The sequence below is a fragment of the Lacipirellula limnantheis genome (assembly GCF_007746075.1).
Classification (GTDB): Bacteria; Planctomycetota; Planctomycetia; order Pirellulales; family Lacipirellulaceae; genus Lacipirellula; species Lacipirellula limnantheis.
Genome location: NZ_CP036339.1, coordinates 141,245 through 164,782, shown reverse-complemented (window position 1 = coordinate 164,782; position 23,538 = coordinate 141,245). Strand labels below are relative to the sequence as shown.

At 59.3% G+C, this 23,538-nt stretch carries 16 protein-coding genes, 1 tRNA gene and 1 pseudogene; 5 read left to right on the top strand and 13 right to left on the bottom strand.

Annotated elements, in window-relative coordinates; translation table 11 throughout:
* Positions 1-74: 74 nt before the first annotated feature.
* The 6 genes from I41_RS00620 to I41_RS00595 form a co-directional block, all read right to left on the bottom strand.
* Positions 75-2,942: a BPTD_3080 family restriction endonuclease gene (locus I41_RS00620; RefSeq protein ID WP_145429978.1), complete on the bottom strand. Its 2,868-nt coding sequence runs from the start codon at positions 2,940-2,942 to the stop codon at positions 75-77.
* A 27-nt stretch (positions 2,943-2,969) separates the two neighbouring features.
* Complete coding sequence (locus I41_RS00615) at positions 2,970-3,476, bottom strand: hypothetical protein (RefSeq protein ID WP_145429976.1); 507 nt, start codon at positions 3,474-3,476, stop codon at positions 2,970-2,972.
* Positions 3,469-3,795 carry a hypothetical protein gene (locus I41_RS00610; protein ID WP_145429974.1) on the bottom strand — a complete coding sequence of 109 codons (327 nt, stop codon included), beginning with the start codon at positions 3,793-3,795 and terminating at the stop codon, positions 3,469-3,471. Before I41_RS00610 ends, I41_RS00615 begins: the two co-directional genes overlap by 8 nt.
* A 61-nt stretch (positions 3,796-3,856) precedes the next feature.
* Entirely contained in the window at positions 3,857-4,759 is a 903-nt protein-coding gene (locus I41_RS00605; RefSeq protein WP_145429972.1) for a hypothetical protein, read from the bottom strand.
* Positions 4,760-4,768: 9 nt separating this feature from the next.
* Positions 4,769-7,501: a site-specific DNA-methyltransferase gene (locus I41_RS00600; protein ID WP_145429970.1), complete on the bottom strand. Its 2,733-nt coding sequence runs from the start codon at positions 7,499-7,501 to the stop codon at positions 4,769-4,771.
* Between the two features lie 213 nt (positions 7,502-7,714).
* Entirely contained in the window at positions 7,715-9,166 is a 1,452-nt protein-coding gene (locus I41_RS00595; RefSeq protein WP_145429968.1) for a hypothetical protein, read from the bottom strand.
* Between I41_RS00595 and I41_RS00590 the strand changes: the two genes are divergently transcribed.
* The 4 genes from I41_RS00590 (at position 9,127) to I41_RS00580 (ending at position 13,322) form a co-directional block, all read left to right on the top strand.
* Complete coding sequence (locus I41_RS00590; protein ID WP_145429966.1) at positions 9,127-10,197, top strand: hypothetical protein; 1,071 nt, start codon at positions 9,127-9,129, stop codon at positions 10,195-10,197. The two genes, I41_RS00595 and I41_RS00590, sit on opposite strands and share 40 nt — an antisense overlap.
* 133 nt (positions 10,198-10,330) lie before the next feature.
* On the top strand, positions 10,331-10,555 hold the full coding sequence (locus I41_RS00585; protein ID WP_145429964.1) for a hypothetical protein: 225 nt from the start codon (positions 10,331-10,333) through the stop codon (positions 10,553-10,555).
* A gap of 98 nt (positions 10,556-10,653) precedes the next feature.
* Complete coding sequence (locus tag I41_RS26920) at positions 10,654-11,133, top strand: hypothetical protein (protein WP_168206582.1); 480 nt, start codon at positions 10,654-10,656, stop codon at positions 11,131-11,133.
* Positions 11,134-11,345: 212 nt separating this feature from the next.
* The gene (locus I41_RS00580) at positions 11,346-13,322 is read left to right on the top strand and encodes a phage/plasmid primase, P4 family (protein ID WP_168206581.1); all 1,977 of its coding nucleotides are present in this window, start codon (positions 11,346-11,348) and stop codon (positions 13,320-13,322) included.
* 551 nt (positions 13,323-13,873) lie between these two features.
* On the opposite strand, the gene I41_RS00575 is transcribed toward I41_RS00580, so the two are convergent.
* Positions 13,874-14,107 carry a hypothetical protein gene (locus I41_RS00575; protein ID WP_145429960.1) on the bottom strand — a complete coding sequence of 78 codons (234 nt, stop codon included), beginning with the start codon at positions 14,105-14,107 and terminating at the stop codon, positions 13,874-13,876.
* Here I41_RS00575 and I41_RS28405 point away from each other — a divergent pair.
* Positions 14,091-15,221, top strand: a pseudogene (locus I41_RS28405) (tyrosine-type recombinase/integrase); the annotation flags it as partial. The gene I41_RS00575 and the pseudogene I41_RS28405 overlap by 17 nt on opposite strands.
* A gap of 156 nt (positions 15,222-15,377) precedes the next feature.
* Here the strand turns inward: I41_RS28405 and I41_RS00565 are convergent.
* The 6 genes from I41_RS00565 to I41_RS00540 form a co-directional block, all read right to left on the bottom strand.
* Positions 15,378-15,451: transfer RNA gene (locus I41_RS00565), tRNA-Arg, on the bottom strand.
* A 148-nt stretch (positions 15,452-15,599) separates the two neighbouring features.
* Positions 15,600-15,782, bottom strand: a complete 183-nt coding sequence (locus I41_RS00560) for a hypothetical protein (RefSeq protein WP_246133768.1) — start codon at positions 15,780-15,782, stop codon at positions 15,600-15,602.
* A gap of 140 nt (positions 15,783-15,922) precedes the next feature.
* Positions 15,923-16,501 carry a DUF6677 family protein gene (locus I41_RS00555; RefSeq protein ID WP_145429956.1) on the bottom strand — a complete coding sequence of 193 codons (579 nt, stop codon included), beginning with the start codon at positions 16,499-16,501 and terminating at the stop codon, positions 15,923-15,925.
* A 396-nt stretch (positions 16,502-16,897) separates the two neighbouring features.
* Entirely contained in the window at positions 16,898-18,142 is a 1,245-nt protein-coding gene (locus I41_RS00550; protein ID WP_145429954.1) for a hypothetical protein, read from the bottom strand.
* 929 nt (positions 18,143-19,071) lie between these two features.
* Complete coding sequence (gene ycaC / locus I41_RS00545) at positions 19,072-19,695, bottom strand: isochorismate family cysteine hydrolase YcaC (RefSeq protein ID WP_145429952.1); 624 nt, start codon at positions 19,693-19,695, stop codon at positions 19,072-19,074.
* A 198-nt stretch (positions 19,696-19,893) separates the two neighbouring features.
* Entirely contained in the window at positions 19,894-22,857 is a 2,964-nt protein-coding gene (locus tag I41_RS00540) for an ELWxxDGT repeat protein (protein ID WP_145429950.1), read from the bottom strand.
* Positions 22,858-23,538: the final 681 nt, after the last annotated feature.

The window sequence follows — 23,538 nt, the reverse complement described above, 5'->3', positions numbered from 1 at the left end:
TTCGCTCGGCTACGCACCTGCGAAGCAAGCTAATTCCTAGCGTTCCGATCGGATTAAGATTAGAGTGTAGGTCATCAAATCGCGGTAGTTAAGTACTCAGTCTTTGTCGCGAGAAGAATCTGCTCCAGATCGTCAACGTGATAAGCAACGGCACTCGTCCAGCGGCCGAATCCGCCATGCGTATTAACGGCCCGCACCCATTCGGCAAGGAACTCGCGTTTCGCTCGATTCTCGTCTGAATCTTCGCCTTTCACTTCAAGTACGAGCATGTCGCCGCTGGCGAGTCGGACTAAGAAGTCGGGACGGTACTTTCTGATCGCTCCGCGGTAGGCGTAAAGAATGTCGAAGCCCAGATGGTCGTTCTTCACCCAGGCCTGGACGTGCGGGCTTTGATCGAGTTGATACGCCTCGCACGCCTCCCAGGAACTATCGAAAACGCATTGATTGACGTGCGACTTCACCGTCGGTGAGCATGGCTTGCCGGTATACCACGGCTGCATGTCGTCGGTGCCCAGGATCGGTCGCAATCGATCGAAGACTGGCGTCAACCGAGTCGTGTTTTCTTCGTCAAACCGAATCGCGTTCCAGAGATGTTGAACGATGCGGTTCATGTTGAGTGTCAGCAAAATGCGTCGCCGCAGTTCGTCCTGATTGAATAGCGGCGGCTCGATCACAATGCGATCGGATCGCAAAACTCGTTCGACGATGCCGATCACTTGGCCGATGAGCGCTTCAGACGTGCCGCGCCACGTCGGCTTCACTTGATCGAACACATCGCGAGAGACTTCGAAGACGATCTTTTGCAGTCGGTTTTTCCGCCCCAGTTCTTCAAGCTCAATATTCGTGAGGCTGCTCAGGTCGGGCTTGCCGGCAATCACCTTGGCGAGTTCTGCACGCGTCGGCGCGTCGCTCGCGCTGAGCTTCAAGACAGGCAGCTCAGCGAGATCGAGCGTCAATTGCGGCCGAAATTCGTGTTCAATGCGAATGATGTTGGGCCAACTGATGCCGAACTCCTGCTCGCGCTCCACGAGCGCTTCGACGCGTGTCTTGGGCTGAGGGGGTGGCGCCGTCTTGTCGTCGCCCCCCTCATGCGGCAAGAAGGTGAACGGCACGCCAAAGATGTTGACGTATTCTGGCTGGAACAGTTCGAGCCCTTCCTCATTGACGTACGATTCGTAGCTCGTGCGTCGTAGCCCGCGACCGACGACCTGCTCGCACAGCAGTTGGCTGGTGAACGCCCGCAGCCCCATGATATGGGTGACCGTTTTGGCGTCCCAACCTTCGGAGAGCATCGCGACGGAAATGACGTTTTGAATCTGCTCGCCCGGTTTGCCGACTTTGCCGACGCTGTCGACGGTTTCGCGGAGGAGTTGGGCTTGTTGGTCTTTGGTTAGTTTTTTTGCGGGAGCTTCGTCGCCCTCGTCCTCCTCGGCGTCCGATGACGACCGGGGGGATGCCTCCCCCGGCTCTCTAGTTGAGTCTTCCATCGCCTCGGCTTTGTCGAGGACCTTGGAGTCGATGTGCAGCGTCCGCGCGGGATCGTTGAGGCTTTGGATCCTAATCTTGCCGTGGTCGAAGGCGTATTTGATGCGGGCGGCCGTCTCGGTGCGGTTGGCGACGGTGATCATCACCGGCGGAGTCTTCATCCCTTGGTGCGCCCACCACTGGCGCGCCGCATCCCAGTCGACGCCCAGCAGGTAATAGGCATTCGACACCAAGTCCGGCAGCGGCTCGTGCGGCTCGGCAGGACAGTTCAGGTCGTCCTTCACATCGGGATCGTTGTAGAGGTGGTAGAGCTTCGAGCGGTAGGTCTTCGCGTCAGGGAGAGCGTCGTCGCGGACGACGATCCGCGGCGTCTTCACCAAGCCGGCTTCGATGGCGTCGTTGAGGCCAAAGTCGCTGACGATCCAACCGAAGAGTTGGTTCTCGGGACTTTTGTCGCCGGCCGGGATGTAAGGCGTGGCCGAGAAGTCGAAGCAGCGAAGTATGCCGCGCGCCGCGTGGATGCGGTCGAGACCGCCAACCCACTTCGTTGCCTCGTCGCGGTCCTGGCGGGAAACACCTTTCACATGCTCGCCGGGACGAATGCGCCAGGCGTGATGGGCCTCGTCGTTGAGTACGACGAGGCTTCTGGCCGACGCCATCTCGCCCAGGACTTCGCGGACGTAGGCCTCATCGCTCTTGGCGCCGAGTTTGACCACCGATCTGCGCTTGGCGATCTGCTCCTCGCTCTCCCAGTCGAGCTTGTGCCAGTTGATGATCTTCACGCGTCCCTGACGGAATGGTTCGCGGAGCGCCGTGGGGATGAGCGAAAACTCGTCGTAGAAGTTGTCGGGGCCGTCGGGTTGCAGCACTTCGAGGCGGCTGCGGACCGTCAGCCCCGGGGCTACGGCCAGGATGTTCTTGCTGTAGCGAGAATCTTGTGGGTAAGTGACTTTGTTGAGGACCTGCCAGGCGACGAGCATCGCCATGACGTTCGTCTTGCCGCCGCCGGTGGCGAGCTTCGTGCACCAGCGCAAAAAGGGGCCTCCGTCGCTGGGAACGTCGATTCCTTGCCGTTCGGCGGGCGACGCTTCGGTGAGCCAAGCGAGGGTTTCAATCGCCTCCAGGCCACAGAAGAAGAGCCGTTTGCCCGTGTCGCGCTGTTCGATGTCGTACCAATGCTCCAGCAGCCGTTTGGTGACGCCGGTGGCGCCAAGGTAGCCATTCTCGCGCCACGCCTTCACCCGCGGGCGAATCTGGTTGACCAGCGGCAGCTCGACGAAGACGCCTGGATCGTCGAAGCCTTTGCTGCCGGGCGTGGCGATGACGTAACCAGCGGGCCGACGCCCCTCTTCTCGCGTAAAGAGGCGGTGTTCGCGATCGTAGCTCCAAAACTTCGTCGGCTCTGCGAAGGGGGAGTTAACGATGAGCTGATCGATGTGGGGCGTACGCTTAGGCATCCTAGCTATCGTTTGATTGAGAACTTCTTAATTGGAAGGCGCATTCCATAGGCTCAAGACGACTTTACGGTAATCGGAGACGAGCTGAAGCGTGCGCAAAATCGGAAGCTGCTCGGGGATGGCCGACGAGGAAAGATTGCAGTGGGCGATACCTGCCATGATCGTGTGCAACAACTCGTCAACGATCATGAGGCGGCCCCCTCCAAGCGTTTGCCTATTCTTCTTACTTGCAAAAACCAAGAGTGCGATCTGATCGATCTTATCGGGTACTTCGATGCCTTCGAGTACGGCGCCGATATATTTCTTACCTGCTGCAAACTTTCTCTGGTAACGTTTCTCGCGCTCCGCCCAGCTGTTCGTGTCCATTGAAGGTTCAACATGCACGAGATGACTCTTTTTGGGATGAAACGCAACGATGTCGAGCTCGCACTCGTAACCCCCGTTGGCTCGCTTACCAACGTTTACGTTCTGACGGACGAAGTAACCTTGATATTCGTACCATTCCCGCACAAGTTGCTCAAGAAAGTTAGACATCCGATTCGTTCTTTTTGAGATTCGGCCGCGAAGGGTATTTGAGGACGCCGTGCGTCACCATGATCCGTTTTTGATGCGGGAAGAACGTCAAGGCAACGCCTTGCTCACGTGACCGCGGCGATCGCTGATCCAATCGATTCAATTCCCACAACGCCTGCTGCAAAGAAAGTTGAAGCTTAAGCCCGTCTTCCAGTCGGAGACGAATCTGAAAGCCTGATCGCTTCGTTTCGTCGACGGGAAGATTCGTTGAATCGTAGAATGCTGATCCAAAGCTGGTGTCGCTCTTGCGCAGTAGTTCCGACCGCTTCTTCTTTGCCATGGCTACCTCTCAAACTTCAAGAATCATTCCCGAATGCCGCTTTGCGACGACTAACAATGCACTAAGCCTCGTTTTCCTTCACGGCCTGCTGAACCAACTCCTTCAGCAGCGCCTCATTTTGATTGACCTCGGCCAGCGTCAGCACCATGCGAAGGCGACCATCGCGGGGAGATCTGGCGTCGATTCCAGCACCTTCGAGTTTTGTGACCCATGGAAGCGGGTCGTTGAGCCGCACGGTGGTCTGGACGAACTTCTGCTTGGGCCAAAAAACGATGACGTTAAAGAATGATCCGCCAGGACGAATTCCAATTTGCGTCTTCGTGTACCTGAGTTCATAGCCCTTCTCAATTTCCTTCGCGTACTCCAACAAGCGATCGCACACTTGCATGTTCTGGTCGCCCTTGCGGGTGACGTACCACTGCCGGTCGACATCTTCGCCTACGGGCTGTCCCTCGTCATCTTCGCGCAGCATGCGTTGATCTAGCACTTTGGTGAAATCGAGCAGAAGCTGATCGCCAACCTGCAACGCATTCAGTTGAACGGCGATAATCGGAATGCTTCCCGCGAGCAGGGAGACGACATTGAGGAATCGCGTCGTAATTTCCTCAGCGACAATCACAGCGACATGCTCGTAGGCTGGATAACGTCGCCGTTCGATGTCCCAGTACTCGATACAACGGATAATATGACTCGGATCCGTCGCGCCGAGCATGATCTCCACTTCGTACCGTATGCCATTTGCTCCGTCTGATAGCAGCATATCCAAGCGACCGCCGCCATGGAGCGGGCGCTCGCGCTGAATGACGTCCAGTTCTCCTAGACCGAGAATCGACGTGTCATTGCAAATCTGATCGTGTAGCCAAGCTTCGCAAAATCGTGCATGCGTCTTGAGGCTGATCTTTTCATGACGAACGTACGTTAGGCCGTTAAGGCCACTGGGTTGGACTTCCGGCGTTTTCTTCATAGCTGCGATTCAATCCAAGTGAATGATTTTGAGACTCTCAATTCCTCGATCGTCGACGATCTTCACCGCAGCGCGGCGGTGTTCGCCGGCCTCGAACGGCAGCGATTCGGTCCCGTAGTACGATTCGATCAAATCGGGATCGATCTCGGCTTTCAGCGTCTTCGCCAGCCGTTGCAGTTGGTCTTTGCCGGGGGAGAGGACGAAGAAGACCTGCCGCGGGTAGAGGCTGCGGCCGTCGTAGTCGGTGTCTAGGAGCCAGAGAGCGATGTTTTGCGTTCCGCCCGATTGAACCGTTCCTTTGCTTGGGTTGTAATAGTCGAAGCCGTGGATCGTAACGGAATACTGTGGTGCCGAGCCTCGCGATTCGGGTCTCACCTTCGACACCTCGACGTCGGGTTGGCCGATGAGCCAGAAGCTTTCGTTGGACGACTTCTTTTTCTTGAGGTCGTCGGTCAGCAGGTCGGCGTTCATTTGCACCTTGAGGACTTCGACGCCGGGCCAGTGCGTTTCGTCGATGTCCTTCTGCGCTTCGGGGTCGATGTGGAACGCGGCGAAGACGATCAGGGCGGGCTTGGGGCGGAGGCGTTCGGCTTCATCAAGGGCGAGGCTCACTTGGCGCTGTTCGAGCGGGGCATGCTCGGGGCCGAAACTGACGACAATACGCTTGGGATCGTCGCCGCGAGTCTCGCCAGTGGCGTGGAGGTAGCGCATGGCGCCAAGGGGTTCAAGGCGGGCGAATTCGAGGTGGGCGCCTCCTTTGGCGCGGACGCCCGTTTTGAGGAGCTCGTCGCGCCAATCTTCTTGGCGGACGGAGGGGCCGGTGCGGGCGACGGAGGCGTCGGCGGGGAGGGCGTTCTCTGGGTTCGACCCCCCGGTAGAACCGAGGGCTGCAGTGGAGTCGAGCGGTTCGACCATCACGGCGGGGACAGCTTCGACGGTAAAGGGGCCGGTGACGCGGACCTTTTGTTTGTCGACCTTCGGTTGGTCGTAGAGGGTTTCCTGGTCGGCGTAGCGGGCGATCGCGGCGTCGATTTCGGCGCGGGTCATTCCTTCGTGGATTTCGGGGTTGTTGGCGATCGACTTGAGCGTGACGTGAGGGACCGTCTTGTAGACGAAGCCGCTGCGGACGCCCTCGTTGGGGCGGGCGAGCTCGTAGTAGTCGAACGCGGCGGTGAGGAGCCGCTGCTTTGCGAGGGTGACGGCGACGCGGCTGGTGTCGCAGGTAATCCAACGACGGCCCCATTGCTCGGCGACTGTTGCAGTAGTGCCGCTGCCGCAGGTTGGGTCAAGAACTAAGTCACCCGGATCAGTGGTCATCAAGAGGCAGCGTGCGATAACTTTTGGGTTCGTTTGGACCACGTAGACTTTATTCGTGGCGAACCCTGCGACGACCGTATCGGACCAGCCATTATTGATCGGAAATGCCGGGAAGTCGTCGATGAATCGAATGTAATAGAGTCCGGTAGCAGTCGCTCCCAGCCGATTTGCGATGCGTAGTCGATCCATCCCCTCACGATGGGTTTTCCATTCTCCCGCTCGCGGCTCGTACTCTCGTCCGCCAAATGGGATGCTATAGAAACCCGTTCTTCCCTCGCGCACACGAGGCGACGTCAAATTGTCGAAGCGGTATGGCCTGCTACCTTTCGGAAGCAAGGTCGGGGATTTTCGCTCCGCAACTGTCATCTTGCGTCGGTCGCCGTCAGGAAGTTCAATGCTTGTGTAGTTGGACGCTCCTTCTCCACCTACAGTTTTGTCTGTATATAGCGCACGATATTTTACTCGTTCTATGTTCTTCGCATACCAAAGAACGAAATCGTTGGTTCCCGGAAGCAATCTTCCCGTGGTTGTGGTCGTAGTTGCATAGCTGATGAGAGAACAAAAGTTTTCACTGCCGAAGATCTCGTCCATAATTACTCTAATTATGTGAACGTTGGCGTCTCCTATTTGCACGAACACGCTACCGCTCTCGTTTAGGAGGTCGCGCGCTACGTTCAGTCGATCTCGGAGATATGTCAAGAAGCTGTGAATTCCTAGCTGCCATGTATCACGAAATGCGCGGATCATCTCAGGTTCTTGCGTGAGATCGGCATCGTTGCCGTCCTTCACATCTCGCTGATGGACGAACGGCTGGAAGTTCGACCCGTAGCGGATGCCGTACGGCGGGTCGATGTAGATCATCTGCACCTTGCCGGCCATCCCCTCCTTTTCGAGGAGGCTGTTCATCACCAGCAGCGAGTCGCCCGCCACCAGCCGATTGCTCCAGCCGTGGGCGTGTTTGTAGAACTCGACCGCTTCGCGACGGGGAGGGTTTTCGTCGGGGTCCTCGAAAAGGCCTTGCTGGCGTTTGCTTGGCGACGCGGGTGTGGCTGCGGCGTCTCCGTTCGTGCGAACGGCGGCGATGATCGTACGGGGATCAATCCGCTCGTGGACGTGCAGCGAGACGGTGGGAACCTCGAAGCTGGTATGCTCGGCCTTGCCGGCCCAGACGAGCTGCGGGTCGAGGTGCGGATCGTACTCATACGTCTTCCGCGGAGGCGCTGGCGGATCGGTCTCGGGGGTGACGAGGCCCACCGGGGGATTGTTTGGCCGCTTGACGCCAGCGTGATCGTACTGCTCGATGTCGCGCTTCGAGGCGCCTTTGGCGGCCTTGGCCTTCGACTCTTTGGGAGGGATGACGCCTTTGGGGCGTTTGGCAACGTTCTTGCGCGGCGTGGCACCCTTGGCGGGTTTCTTTTTGGCCATCGGTCTTGCGTGCTTCCGTCACAGACTGGAGAAGGACGGCCGTTCATGCCGTCAGTGAGGCCGCCAGTATAGCGGAGCGAAACCGCCAATTCATCCCATTTATTGCGGAAACGCACAGGATGCGGCGATGATTCCTTGCGCCGCTAAATTTTAGAATGCACTCCGACGAAGAGTTCGCCATTCTAACCAGGCCCAGCCGGTGACTTCCCTCGGCTACCGCATTTCGCGCGACGTCAAGCCGATCGCGGCCACGATAACGAAGATCATTCCGGAGCTCGGCTCAGGAACGCTCAGCGAGTTAGCGGAGGGTGGCGAAGTAAGACTTCGTATGAAAGCGTAGTTCGCCTGCCAGTGGTCGAGATCGGCCCTGTCATGCGTGGCGCCCAGTCCTCGTTGCCACACTAAGAAATCGTTGCCGTCCGAGTCTCCGTCGGCGTCGAAGTCGCCGGGTATGTCCAACTCAGCGAGCCACGCCTGCTGAACTCCAGCTTTTTTTCCTGACCCGACAATGACGCGTCCATTCGCGGAGACGGCTTTCGCGTCCATATCTGACCAACCCAACGACGTGACATTGATTCCCGCCTCTAGGAGCAATTCAGGGATGGACCTCATTCCGCTAACAGGCGTCCAGCGAAACGCTGTCCAGCTAGTACCAAACGCTGGGCTGCCAGAGCCCACGATGGCAAGCTTCGTCTCTGAAACATCGTACGCGCTTGCATTCGGCCAATCACGAAGCGGAACCAGTCCGGTGTTTTCGGTCCAATAAATGGCGAGGTCCGTCTCGATCTGGGAGTCGCCAACGTTCAGCAACGTTGCGCTGCCACCCACCACCATCGTTCCGTCGGGGGAGATCGCTTGTGCCGCACTTCGATAGTCAGAACCCGGCAAATCGCCGATCCAAGTTCTTACGCCATTCTTCTCGATGTAACCTTCGTTGAACTCAATGCCCGCGACGACGCTCCCGTCCCAGGACAGGTCGCGTCCATTACCGCCGGTAATGATTGAGCCATTGAACGAGGTCGCTGCGGTCGGATAAAAGCGAGGGCTAATTTCCGCCACCCCGCCGATCTGCGTCCACTTAAACGGCTTGTTGCTGGAAAGCTCTCCAATAATGGTCTGCCCGTCACCCGATATGGCGGAGGCGAGCGCGGGCAGGCTACCGCCGGGCCCGCTGCCAAGACTTGTCATTCCCGTCGCCTGCGTCCATCGAAAAGCAAATACGTTGGCACCCCAGGACTGGCCGACGACCACCGTACCGTCCGCTGAGATGTCGAAAGCTAGGCTTTGACTTTGGCCAGGTAGAAATCCCAGCGGCACGAACGCCGTCGCGCCCGCTTTGCCTACAAGAAACGTGAAGGCCACGACGCACAAAATTAACTCTTTGCCCATTGTCACGCCTTTGGCGGCACACGTGGAAGAGAACCAGAACGCGCAAACTGCAATCCAAGAATGCCCGTAGCGAGTCGTACCGTCAAGTTTTTGCTTGCGATGAGCCGCAATATCGTCCAGACACCGGTATAATCCACTCCATTCGGGGGATATGGCGGCACAGATCCGCGACGCCTCGGCTTTCTGTCCGCCGGCTAGTCGCTGCGAGTCGGCCCGAGTGGAAAGGATGGATTCTGATGAGCGAGGTGACGGTTTGCTCCGCGTTTTGTAAGGCAAGTAAGATCTTTGATCAAGCCGATATGGCCGGTTTGGAGCTGACTAGAAAACTAAGACGCGAGTCCTCTCCTCTCGCGTCAAACAAATTAAAACGGGAGAAACTTCAGAGGTTTCTAGTCAACTCTCCCCCATCCGAAATCGCAGCCATTCAGAACGGATTGGAGCAACTTCAAGACTCTTCCCAGAACCCTCTGGAAGGTTTCGCAGCAATTGCGGAACCGCTGAAGCAGCTCGCCGGACTCGTTCACAATTTGCGCCTGACGGCGAGTCGAATGGAACTCGATGAGTTCTTGCAAGCATCCTGGCGCCTTCATGAATTGGGAGCAGAAGGTCGCCGCCTCGTAAGTGAATCGCGGATCGATCTGTTCTTAGCTCTTCCTTCGGCCCCGCTGACACCCCATGCCTCGGTCGGGGCTGCCGATCGGGAGTTACGGTCACCAAAACTCGGCGCAGGGGATACCTTTATCCCATTGGCGCCAGAAGCAACCGGAGAAGCATCCGACCCCACGACTAAAAGCAATGCTGCGAATTACAGTTCAGCGACTAGCACTTCGGCTAGCGAGATCAAACGAACTGCTGCTGAATCAGCTTGCCCAGCGGTGCCAGAAGCAACCGGAGAAGCATCGGACGCCACAACTCAAATCAATTCTTCACTTTGCAACACAGAGACGAGCACTGCGGTTCGCAAGTTCGCAGGCCTTTCCGCTGAATCAGAATCGCCGCCAAGACACTGCAACTGGGACGGTCGCGACGGTGAGCCGTCCGTATCTACCGGCGGCTCCTCCCCACCTAACGATTTCGTGGGATTCACGGTTGGCGAACTGGCCAAGGAAATCCGTATACACCCTGATGTCGTGACCGACTACGCGAAGAAGGCGAACGTTTTTCAGCCAGGTCCCAAGGGAAAGAAATACAGCGTCGAGCATCGCGATGCAATCCTTCAGTGCATTGCGAACTCCGGTACGGACCTGAGAACTAAGGATCGTTGCCGAGAGTTGTTGAGTAGCAGTGAAATGCGAGCCGGACACTAGTTTCCCGGTAGTTTCCCGGTTTCCCGGTAGTTTCCCGGTTTTTGGATAATTGCTTCTTGAGATGATTTCGCCTGCCTTACGATTCCACACGTAACGTCACTTCGCGTTGCGATCCGAATTGTAAGGATTCCCGATGAAATCTTCAGTTCCAGACATTCCCAACCAACTGCTTTGGGACTGTCGCCGCACTTGCCACGAGCTTGGCGGCATCTCGTTGAAGACGCTCTACAACGTAACTGAGCCGCGCGGCGATCTTCCGTGCGTCCGTCTCGGCGTCTCCGGGCGCATTGTTCGTTACGACGCAGATGTCGTCCGACAATACGTCAAGGACCGATCTAGCTCGCAATCGGCGTTTTAGGTCGCTTGCCACCGGCAATCTCGGATAGGCGGGTGCACCCGCCGAATTACCCATCTTTCTGCCGTAATTCAATCGGCAGTTCCTATGGAGGCAATTTCATGTCTGACTACCGTGACGATGCGCACGACCAACAATGCTCTCAATTGGGAACTCCCTCCGACCATGGCTTTGTTGCAGATTTTGTATCGATGTACTGCACAAAATGCTTCATCAAAAGACTCGATGTCGCTGACTTTCCAGAGTTCTTCAAGAAGCTGTTAGAAGTGTGGCGAGAGCACAATGTCCTTTACCGAGAGTTTGTAAAGGCCGACAGCTGGTTCGTCAGAATGCTTCCGCTCGTCGAAACGTCACGTTTCCGAATTATCCACCTTCCCAATGGCGAATGGGCCGAACTTCAACTAGAGCGAGCCAAGTCGGAGTTTCACCTACGCCGCAAGCCGCAGCTGGTTTTCATCACTCCGAGGCGTTGCAGCTGCAGAGCAAGCGGACGCCGGGCTGCGATAGATCGCTTTCTCGATTCACCCGACGAGAACCTAACGCCGCATTCACACGACACAACCATTTCGGTGACGGAATGAGTGATACTCTACACGTGCCCTTGAGTCCGTTGGAGAAGATTCAGCAGAAACTGGAACTTACTCGGACTGGCGAGCGGCAATGGAAGTCAAAATGCCCTGCACACGATGATCACCGCGCATCACTTTCAGTCGGCCTCATTGGAGCTAGTGGGTTCGTCGGCATTTTCTGCCATGCAGGATGCGCGCTCGATAACGTTCTCGCCGCGATTGGAATGAAAGAAGCCGACCTCTTTGATGTCGCTCCTAAATCCCGCAAGTGCAGGCCGCAAGTCGACACGGTATACGACTATTGCAGTGCCGACGGTGATTTGATCTTCCAAGCGGTGCGGATGGCTCCGAAGGACTTTCGACAGCGCCGGCCAGATCCTAAGGCGGAAGGTAAGTGGCTCTGGAGCGTGAAGGGTTGCCCGGTCGTTCCTTATCGGCTGCCCGAATTACTGGCGGCGAGTGAGAGTGAGATCGTTTTCATCGTCGAAGGCGAGAAAGACGCCGAGAACATCGCGAAACTCGGCCTAGTTTCTACATGCAACGCGGGCGGTGCGGGCAAATGGCGGGAGCAACACGCGAAACAACTCCCCGCGCGCGCAGTCGCAGTGCTTTGCGACAACGATCCGCCCGGAAAGGCCCATGGCGAACAAGTCGCCAAGTCTTTGGTCGGCAAGGCAACGAGCATCAAGGTCATCGATTTGCCGGGACTTCCCGCGAAGGGCGACGCCTCTGATTGGATTGCCGCCGGCGGAACTCGTGAGCAATTGCTCGCGATCGTTGACGAGGCGCCCGAGTGGGGCGCCACCGTCGTCGAAACCTCGGACGATCCGGAATTTGAAGTTAAGCCAGATACATGTACAGACGTGGCGAACGCTCGGCGATTCTCTGCGGCGCACGGTCATCGCATCCGATTCGTATACGTTTGGAACAAATGGCTCGTCTTCACCGGCGCCCGATGGGAGTTCGACGTTAGTGGCGCCGTCATGCGTGCGGCTAAGGACGTCGCCGACGGAATATATAAGGAGGCGGCCACCTGCGAGGACCACGATGAGCAAGAGGCGCTAGTGAAGTGGGCGAAGACCTCGCACTCGCGCACTCGCCTCGACGCCATGATCGAGCTCGCAAAGAGCGAGGAGCCGATTCCGGCGTCACATGAATCGTTTGATGCGGATCCGTGGCTACTTAACTGCGTCAATGGCACGGTCGACCTAAGGAGTGGCTCGTTGCATCCTCACGCCGCCTGCGACATGCTCTCCAAGTCAACGGGCGTCGAGTACCCAGTGGAAGCTGGCGACGAACCCGTTCTGTGGCTTGAGTTCCTGGAGAAAATTTTCCGCGGCGACGTCGAACTGATCGGATTCGTACAGCGACTGATGGGATCAGCTTTGCCTGGCGAAGTAATTGAGCATCTCCTCGCCATATTCTACGGAGGCGGCGCCAACGGCAAATCGGTACTAATCGAGACAATCCTAGCATCGCTTGGCGAGTACGCGATGAAGGCCCCGGCGGGCTTGCTCATGGCAAGTCGAGGGGAGCGTCACCCGACCGAACTAGCTGACCTATTCGGGAAGCGACTCGTTGCGATTACCGAAACGGGTGACGGGCAACGTCTCGACGAGCGGCTTGTCAAAGAGACCTCTGGCGGTGACACAATCCGAGCTCGGCGCATGCGAGAAGACTTCTGGCAGTTCAAACCCTCTCACCTTAGTGTGCTGGTTACCAACCACAAACCGGTCGTCCGCGGGACGGATAACGGCATCTGGCGGCGCCTGAGACTCGTGCCGTTTACTGTTACGATCCCAGAGGCCCAGCAGGACAAGCGGCTACCCACCAAACTCCTCAACGAGCGAGGTGCGATCCTCCGTTGGATGGTGCAAGGTTGCGTCGAATGGCAGCGCAGCGGCCTTCAGGCGCCGCCGCAGGTAATGGCAGCCACGGAAGAGTACCGGGGCGAGTCGGACACGTTCGGACAATGGTTTGACGAGCACCTGAAAGCGGAACCTTCGCTGGGCTATATGGCCTCCGTGAAAGCTTCAGCGGCCTTCGCCTCCTACAAAGCGTGGTGTGAAGAGATCGGGGAACGGAACCTTTCCAATCGTCGCTTCGGCGAACGAATGGCTGAGCGAATCACCGGAAAGCGTGTCAGCAACGGTACTTATTACGAAGGCATCTCGTGGATTCACCGAGAGTGCGTCGAATGAATGGAACCTTGGATACGAAGTTCCCTATGAACACAAGAAAAATACCTCGCGATGGTGGTTATACGGAACCTACCTTCCAATGCTCCAACCCTCCAGCTTGCGACGATGTCGCCGCCAAGATCAAAGTCCTTGCTCGTGTCGGCCGACGGCTGCGGCCTCTGCTTCTCGATCAAGCTCAGTTGGTTCGCGATCCACGGCGTCAGTCGACCCGATGCCGCTGCGCGGCGTGGGACCGGCATTTGGGATTCACAGTTTGGCGAAGAAAGGCCTCGTGACCGATGAAAACCTATTCTCTGTCGGCCGCGATACCGAGCGCCACTAACGCCTTCCGGAGAAGTTGCGGTGCGATACGGCATCGATCGGCTCGACTCTGTTATATGCAACTCGAAGCAACTAGCAATTGCTCGGTGCGCGTTCAGGTCGCCAGATATTGCAATTCTTCCTGACCAATTCACGCCATAGTCTTACTTGATTGATGTAGCTTTTTGGACATAATTATGCTTGATTCTCCATCAATTACTCGCGATGATGTACCTACAACGACTCTGAGCTCACAGTTGCGAGCCGCAATCTTGGATGCTGGCTGCAGCCGTTACGCGATAAGCAAAGCAACTGGCATCGACCAGGCGACGCTCTCGCGATTCATGAAGAGTTGCGGCAGCCGGCAGGTTTTCGGCCTGAGCATCAAATCGATCGATCTGCTTGCAGATTTTCTCAAGCTTGAGCTCACTGCTCGCACCTTCCACGAAATCGAAAGGCCACGAACCGATGGCATCGCTCAGCAAAGATCCGAAGGGAAATGTTACGATTCAGTTCTCAGCGGGCGATCGGCGGCGCCGATCGATCCGACTAGGTAAAATCCCGCAGAAGGTGGCCAAGACGATTAAAGACAAGGTTGAGTCGCTGATTGCAGCGGCAATGTCGCAGACCAGCTGGGATACGGAGACTGCAACTTGGGTTGGGAAGCTGCCGCCGACGACATACGATAAGCTCGCTAAGGTAGGCCTTCTCCCGCCGCGGGCGGCGACTGAAAGCACTACATTGGCCGCCTATCTCGTTACCTACATCCAAGGTCGGTCGGATGTGAAGCGCGGAACGAAGAACGTGTACCGTCACACGCAGGATTGCCTCATCGAATACTTCGGAGAGAGCAGGCCATTGCAAGCGATCTCGGCGGGTGACGCCGACGAATGGCGCCGTTGGCTCGCCACAAGCGGCAAGTGGTCCGATGGCTCGATTCGCAAGAAGCTTGGTGACAACACGGTCCGTCGCCGTTGCGGAGTCGCCCGCCAATTCTTTCGCGCTGCACTCAGAAAGCATCTCATTACGGTGAACCCTTTCGGCGAGATGAAGGGCATCTCGGTTCGTTCCAATCGCGAGCGTGATTACTTCATCACGCGCGAGGACGCGGCCAAGGTCATCGATGCCTGCCCTGACGCTCAGTGGAGGTTGCTCTTCGCGCTGAGTCGCTTCGGTGGGCTGCGATGCCCGAGCGAGCATCTTGCTCTAACCTGGGGCGACATCGATTGGGCGGCTAAGCGAATGGTCGTGAGGAGTCCGAAGACCGAGCACCATGAAGGGCAGGGTATCCGCATCGTTCCGATCTTCCCCGAACTCAAGCCATACCTTGACGACGTTTGGGAAATTGCCGAAGAGGTCGTGACATCCCTAGCTCCCGAGGAGCAGTCGCAGGCCTATGTGATCACGCGCTACCGCGACGTAAACGCAAACTTGCGAACGCAGTTCGAGCGGATCATCGCTCGCGCCGGACTAAAACCATGGCCAAAGCTTTTTCAGAATCTGCGCGCGACACGGGCGACTGAGCTCGCGGCGGAGTATCCGTCGCACGTTGCCGCGGACTGGATGGGGCATTCGGCGCTAGTTGCTCAAAAGCACTACTGGCGAACCACGGATGCCGACTTCGAGAAAGCTACGTCGCCAAAAGCGCTGCAAATTCCGGTGCAGTCAGCAGCCGTATCAGTCGGAATGGACGAGTTCCAAGAGGAACCTATGGCGGCTTTTTGCGGAACTTCCGCAGAATTCGGGGTAAATCAGTACGCCCGGAGGGATTCGAACCCCCAACCCCCAGGTTCGAAGCCTGGTGCTCTATCCAGTTGAGCTACGGACGCGCGGCAATCACGTCTCGTTCATCATACACGCCGCCCCTTCGTCCTAAAAGCCGCCCAAAACGGCCGCAGGACGCTCGGTGCTGGTTGCTAGATGCTTGCTGGTTGCTGGATAGACGTCGGCATCAAGCTTCACGGGCACGCCGCCCCCTCACGCCAGCCGACCCAGCAGCGCCAGCAACCCCATAAACACCGCCATAAACGCCGCCACCCACGCCCCAAACCGGACCGCGTGCTGCATGATCGGCCGCATCAGCTCATGCCGCGTCGCCGCGCACACGAGACTCACGCTCACGATCAACGGCAGGGCGTACCACAACGCAACGGTGCTCATCATCATTCCTCAACGGAAGGGCACGCCACCCAATCGCTACGTCACCCAATAACTCGGTCAACCAGCCACCTAGGCGTGAAACAACCAGATCGGGCGAACTGCCAAGCCACGCCCAAAACCGCCGACGCCAGCCCCCGCCTTCATCCCCCGCCATCTTCATTCCGCTTCGGCAGCAGCACCAACGGCCCGGCATAGGCGTCGCAGATCACCAACACGTTCAGCAGGCCCGCGATCACCGTGTACACCGTCCCGATCTCGAACATCGGGTGCATCGCCACGGTCCACTCGGCCAGTTCGTTTGGCTGCTTCGACTCGTGGTCCGAATCATCGACCCACCGCTGCGGCGTATCGAGCGGCGGCGCCATGAAGCCGTTCCACATCGGCTGCCGACCTTGGCTCACCAATCGCCGCTGCATCAGCGCCGGCATCGCCGGCAAGCCCACGCCCAGCTGACAGTAATACTGCCACCGCCACGGCTCTTGCTGCGGCAGCGACGCGTACACAACCTTCCCCTCGCCCAGCAGCATGCCGAACGCGAACGTCCCAAAGACGCAGACGAAGAACAACACGCCCTTGCCCGTCCGCCCCTGGTAGATGTGCCCCAGCCCCGGCATCAGCCACGCCAAGAGCGCGGCCAGCCATGGCTCCTTCAGCTCGATCTCCAGCGGCTGATCACTGTCTGGAACGTCGTAGCCCGCAGGAAGAACGGCTTTCGCCATGGCAGCTCAACACTCGTAAGAAAGAAAGGGGGGGTCGAAAGCGAATCGCCGGCCCAGCAAGCGCCGCCAGCGTCCGCTCATTCTACGGCCAATTCCAAAATCGCGTCACCCCGACGCGGGGAACGTCGAAGCGCCGCGAACCCCGTCACCCCGACGCGGAAGCGTACGAACCCGTCACCCCAAGTGTACGAATCCCGACGCCGGAGCGTGCTAACCCTGTCACTCCGAGGGGTCCGCCCAGCCTCCAACAGCCGAGCGCCACCCCGACATTCGCCGCGGCGCCCAAGATCTTGCCGCTCCGACATGGCGGGCACACGCACTTCCCGGCAGCACCCCAACCCCAGTCGCGGCTCCGCTGCGGACCGCGCCCGCTCCGCGGCCGCCCAGGTCGCAAGCCTATGGCGCCGCCGGCACGCCCAGCACCGCCGGCTGAACCGTCGCCGCCTCGTCGGCGACCTTCGTCGCCACGCGCACCACCGGCAGCTGCTTTTTCGCCTTCTTCTTCGCGACCTTCACCGGCAGCGCCGCCGCCGGGGTCTCGTCCGTCATCGTCGCGGCCACGCGAACTTCCGCCGCCGCGGCCCCTTCGGTCACCGCCACCGAAATCGGCGACTGCTCCACCTCCAGCGACGCCAACCGCACCCGGCCATCCGCTTGCTCGCCGCCGCGCGGCGCCGAGGCCATCGCAATCGCGATCGCCGAGCTCGCTTGCTTGCGGCTCGACTCGTTCGATCGGACGTTGCCCTCCAATTCAATATGCACGAACGACCCGCCCAGGCTCCGCGACAGCCGGCCCTGCTCGTTCTTCGCCGCGGCCAGCGAGCGGAACGCCACGCCCGGCACGTCGCCGTTCACTTGCTTGTTCTCGTCGTTGTCGGCCGGCAGCTGATTGAACACATAACTCGGCATCCCGCGCTCATCCATCGCCGAGTCAAGCGCCGCGATCTCCGGTGCGATCGCTCCTTCGCCGTTCGAGGCCACCACCTGCGTCCCGTTGGGGAACGGATGCTTCTGCCCCGCGAACCCATGGATCTGCCACGCGGTCACCTGCGCCAGCGGTCCGATCCACGCCGTGTGCACCTGATGAAAAATGCTGTCCACCAAGTCGGGCACGTCCGCCTTGTCGCGATGCGTTCCCGCCAGCAGCAATCCGCGCGCGCCGCACTCCGCAAAAATCTGCCCCCCGATCTCCGGCGTGTGGACGTCGGCAAACGGGTGAGGCACTTCGACGATCGCGTCGACCTTGCTCTGCGGATTAAAAATGTACGAACCCCAACCGCGGATCACCTTCACCGCGTCGAGGTCCTCGCGCAGCACATAGTACTCGTGCTTCGTGTCGACGTCGGTGAACTCGATCACCTCGTAGCCCAGCGCCGCCGCCTTGCGGGCCGCCACCTTCACGTCGCCCCAGGCCATCGTCGCCGCCAAATGCCGGAACGCGTGCAGCACCGGCGTCGGATCGACGTACGGCCGATCATCCCGGCTCGGCGCCCCCAGCACGTATTCTTTGCTCGACAGCTGATCGACCAGTTCGCAGAAGCGGCCGTTCTCTTGGGCCATCGGCTCGGCCTGCACTGGCATTGCCAGCGAGCCTAGCGCAACGATCGCCAATAACGACAGTGCGGCCATACCCTTGGTCATTGGGGCGCCCTTTCCTTCTTCCATGAATTCGGAGGCGCGACAGCGGCCAGGCGTCTTGCGCGGCGATGCTGCCGACGATACAGCTAACTCGGTGTCTGCAGCGCGGGGAACCAGTCCCCGAGCTCCAAACGCGACCCGCACGGCGGGTCCACATCAATCTTCGTCACTCCCGCGTTCCACGGCCGACGCAAAAATACGCGAGGTCGACCGATCGGCCCCGACGGAGCGCCGCTGGGCACTAGCGCCCGCGCTGAACCGCCGAAACACGGAAATCGTCCGCCGCCCGCAGTCCCTCGCGCAATTGCCCAAGAGACCAACGGCGAACCGTAGCTGCGGCGGTGATTATCAGCAATGCCGCCCAGCGAGCAATACCGATTTTCATTCACCGCCGGCGCTACCTTAACCAGCCGAACCCCTCAAAAGCAAGAAAAATCCGCCAGCGATGCGATTTGCCCTGTCACGCCACTGCTCACGCCACTGCCATACGAACCCCGTCACCCTGCCATACGAAACCTTTCACGGCGCTGATGGACGACCCTTGTCACCCCGCTGCCGTACGAACCCTGTCACCCCGAGGTACTCCGAGGGGTCCGGCCAACTTCCCGAAACCACCCCGGCCCCGCCCAGCTGCAGCGAAGCCCCCGTCATTCCAAAATGAACGATGCACGAGCGAAAGAACCCTTCCCTCTGGCCGACAGCTGACCGCTGATAGCTTCTCGACTGCTACTTCTTACGCGACCACCCCCGAAACAGATCGCCCACAACTCCCAACCTGACAACAAAGCAACGCCCCCCCACAAAAACAAAGCGACACGCAAGAAAAGGCGACGCACAAACAAAGCGAGCCGCGGGGTTCACCCCCGCGGCCCTCCCACTCGACTCCTGACCCCTGACTCCTGACCCCAGACCTTTCACCGCCGCCAATCGGTCTACTTGCCGCGCGCCATATAACTCTGGATCAAGCAGCGATAGCTCGGCAAATGATTTGAAAAGAGCGCGCCGAGCCCCTCGATATCGTTCCGCCAGTCGCGGTGCAGCTCGCAAGCCACGCCGAACCATGTCATCATCTGCGCCCCCGCCGCCGACATCCGCTCCCACGCCGCGTCGCGCGTCGTTTGGTTGAACGTCCCCGAGGCATCCGCAACGACGAAGACCTCATACCCCTCCTCAAGCGCCGAAAGGGCGGGGAACGCCACGCAAACCTCGGTAACGATTCCCGCAATCAACAACTGCTGCTTGCCCGTCGCTTTCACCGCCTTCACGAAGTCCTCGTTATCCCACGCGTTGATGTTCCCCGGCCGAGCGATGTACGCCGCATCGGGAAATATCTCCTTCAGCTCCGGCACGAGCGGCCCATTCGGCCCATCCTCGAAGCTCGTGGTCAGGATCGTCGGCAATTTGAAATACTTCGCCGCGTCGGCCAGCGCCAGCACGTTGTTCTTAAAGTCATCTGGCGAAAAATCGTGCACGAGATTCGTGAGTCCCGTCTGGTGATCGACCAACAGCACGGCCACGTCGTTTTTGTCGAGCCGCCGGTATTTGAAATTGCTCATCGCTCCCTCCTTCTGCTCAGTAATTTATCTTTCGCGCAACTGCCCGCTTCGCAGCTTACTCTTTTACCATTAGCCGAAAAGGACCTACCTACAGCGAGCACGTCAGAGTTATTGCCGCCTGCCACGGAGCTCTCTCGAAGAGCTCTGCGCTCGGCGTCGAAAGGCAATTGTCAACCGCAGCAAAACTCGCCGGTTCCGTTATCGAGCCATTCTCAATCGCCGCTGCGGACGCAACGCACGCGCCTCCGCAAAGAGCGTCGTAAAATCGCCGCCGGCGTACATAGCGTCCACGGCCGCAGCGCGCGAGTCAATCGACTCGCTGGCGGTCAAAGCCGCAACCGCCGCCACGACAGGCTCGCCGAAATGAGACTCCCACACCGTCAAATCCCCGCCGTCGACGCTCCCGCTCGCATCCCCGTCGGCGCCGCTCCCCGCCGGAGACGTCGCCATCCCCAACCGCCGCTGCCACAACAAGAAATCAGCCCCGTCAACGTCGCCGTCCACGTCGTAGTCGCCTGCCAGCGCGGGCGTGAGGTCACCGACCCAAATCTCTTGGCCAGCTTGTTCCGTGAACGCCGTCACGAACAACCGCCCATTCGCCTCGGTGATGAGCCCGGGAGAGCTGCTGCCAGCGCCTGCAAAAAAGTCGTAGACCAGTTGCGTTCCCGCTTCCGTCCCGTCGCTCTTCCACAGCTCGACGCCGTTCACGCCGTCGTCGGCGCTGAAGTAGAGCGTCCCGCCCACGTTCGTCAGCGACGCGGGATAAGAACCGCCGGCGCCGGCGCGGATCTCTTTCACTCGGACTGTTCCCGCCTCCGTCCCGTCGCTCTTCCACAGCTCGACGCCGCCCACGCCGTCGTCGGCTCTGAAGTAGAGCACGCCACCCACGTTCGTCAGGTAGCGGGGCGAGGAACCGACCGAACCGGCGCGAATATCCTTCACGCGGACGGTTCCTGCTTCCGTCCCGTCGCTCTTCCAGAGCTCGAAGCCGCTCGCGCCGTCATGGGCGCTGAAGTAGAGCATCCCGCCAACGTTCGTGAGATAACGCGGAGAGGAACCACTCGAGCCAGCGAGAATATCCTTTACGAGCACCGTCCCTGCTTCCGTACCGTCGCTCTTCCATAGCTCGTAACCGCTCGCGTAATCAAACGCCCTAAAAAAGAGCGTCCCCCCGACGCTCATCGGATAGTTGGCCCGTTCGGTGCTCTTAACGAAGACCGTCCCCGCCTCGGTCCCATCGCTCTTCCATAGCCCGCTACCGGCCCAAAAGTAGAGCGTCCCGCCGACGTCCGTGAGATATCGAGGCGAGGAACTGTGCCAGCCGGATTGGATGTCCTTTACCAAAACCGTCCCCGCCTCGGTGCCGTCGCTCTTCCACAGCTCAGTGCCGTTCACGTCGTCGTCGGCGCTGAAATAAAGCGTGCCGCCGACGTTCGTGAGATAGCGATGCCAAGAACCGCTCGGGCGAAAGTCGATGTACTTCACGAGAACCGTTCCCGCTTCCGTACCATCGCTCTTCCAGAGTTCGTCGCCGTACGCATCTCCGGCGACAAAGTAGAGCGCCCCCCCGAAGTTCGTCAGAGAATTTGGACGCTTAGCGACGGCGTTGGAGTCGACATCCTTCACGAGTACCGTTCCCGTTCCCGTCCCGTCGCTCTTCCATAGCTTGCTATCGGAAGAAGGCTGTCCGTCGTCGGCGACGAAGTAGAGCGTGCCCGCGACGTTCGTCAGCGAGTTGGGAGAATCGACGTTGGCGTCGACTCGGATATCCTTGACGAGAACCGTCCCCGCTTCCGTCCCGTCGCTCTTCCAGAGCTCGTAGCCGTTCGCGCGAGAATAGGCGTTGAAGTACAGCGTCCCTCCCACGTTCGTCAGGTAGCGAGGAGAGGAACTCTGCCCGCCGGTGATAATATCCTTCACGCGGACAGTTCCCGCTTCCGTACCGTCGCTCTTCCACAACTCGGCGCCGCTCACGCCATCGTTGGCGCTGAAGTAAAGCGATCCTCCCACGTTAGTGAGCCCGAGAGGTTCTGAGCTAAGCGAGCCACCGCGGATATTCTTCACGAGGACCGTTCCCGCGTCCGTCCCATCGCTCTTCCAGAGCTCGACGCCGCTCACGCCGTCATTGGCCGTGAAGTAGAGCATCCCCCCCACATTCGTTAACAGCGTGATAGCCGAACTATTCGAGCCAGCGCGAATGTCCTTCACGCGGACGGTTCCCGCGTCCGTTCCGTCGCTCTTCCAGAGCTCGCCGCCGGTCACGCCGTCAGAGGCCCTGAAATAGAGCGTTCCGCCGACATTCGTGAGATTGCTTGGAAAAGAACTGCTCGCGCCAACGCTGATGTCCTTCACGCGGACGGTTCCCGCTTCCGTCCCGTCGCTCTTCCAGAGTTCAATGCCTGCCGCTTCGAGGGCGCTGAAGTAGAGCACTCCTCCCACGGCTGCAAACGAGGGAGGAATGGGACTTGAATTGTAAATGCGGATCGCATTCACGCGGACCGTCCCGACTCCCGTCCCGTCGCTCTTCCAGAGTTCGACGCCGCTGCTGCTGCCATCGTTGGCGCCGAAGAAGAGCGTTCCGCCGACGTTCGTGAGCGAGAGAACAAAGGAAGCATTATACCCGGGGCGGATATCCTTCACGGGAACCGTCCCCGCCTCCGTCCCGTCGCTCTTCCAAAGCTCGGCGCCCGTCACGCCGTCAAAGGCGCTGAAGTAGAGCGTTCCGTTGACGTTCGTCAACGACGTGGGAGACGAACTATAGAGGCCGGCGCAGATATCCTTAACTGGAACCGTCCCGCCCTCGGTCCCGTCGCTCTTCCAGAGTTCCGCGCCAGTCCCGCCGTCGTTGGCGACGAAAAAGAGCGTTCCCGCAACGTTCGTGAGCAAAGTAGGCGAGGAACTGAGCGATCCAGCGCGGATGTCCTTCACCAGGACCGTCCCGGCCGCCGTCCCATCGCTCTTCCAGAGTTCCAGACCACGCTGCGGCGTCATCGCGGTGAAGAACGCCGTCGAGCCGACCGCCACGATCTCGTCGGGATACGAGCTGCGCGAGCCTTGCGCCGCGGTGACGTCGTTCAGCAGATCGAAATCAATCGCCAGCAGGCATCGCGATTCGAGCGATTCCAGCGCCAGCTTGCGCCCCGCCGCAGTGGGGCCAGGCATGGAGAGACGAGGGCGTTTGGTAGACATGCAGTATGCCGTTCATCAGTCTTCAACTCGCCCCTTCGCTCCCTTCATCAAACAGCCCGGCCGCGCAACGCCTACAATACCCTTTCAGACGGCATCGTGCAAATTTCCGAGAGGATTTTCAGCTGAATCGGCAGCCGCTTTCCTTAGCCGTCAACTAGGCGAACGATCGCGCAAGGCGTCCAACCCGGTTAGGAGCGGCGGGTGGCGACAGCAAGCTAAACTTTGGACACCCGGCGCCGTGCCGCCAGTCCGAAGAGTCACAACGGTATGGAGCCGCGAAGTCGGCGCCCGCGGCGACCCTCACTCTCCAGCTCCTCTGCGTTCTCCGCGCCTCGGCGCCTCCGCGCGAGCCTCCCCACGCACCCCGCCAACCACCCAAAAAATCCGCCGACTTCACTACAGAAATTGGCCGCGCCCTCTGCTAGGTTGGCGGGCGGCTCTTTGAAAACTCAAGCCTCGCCAGTCCGCCACGCCAGCGACGACCCCGGCGGTGGGCGGCTTCTCCGCAGAGGCGTCGTTTGTGCGATCGGCACGCGCAATTTGCTCGGACTTTTGCAGCTGAAAAAGTTTTTTAGAAAACGCAAAATTCCTGGCCAACATTCAGGGCTTGAACTGCGAGTCGGCCCCGAGAACAGCGAGCGAAAAATCGCATGC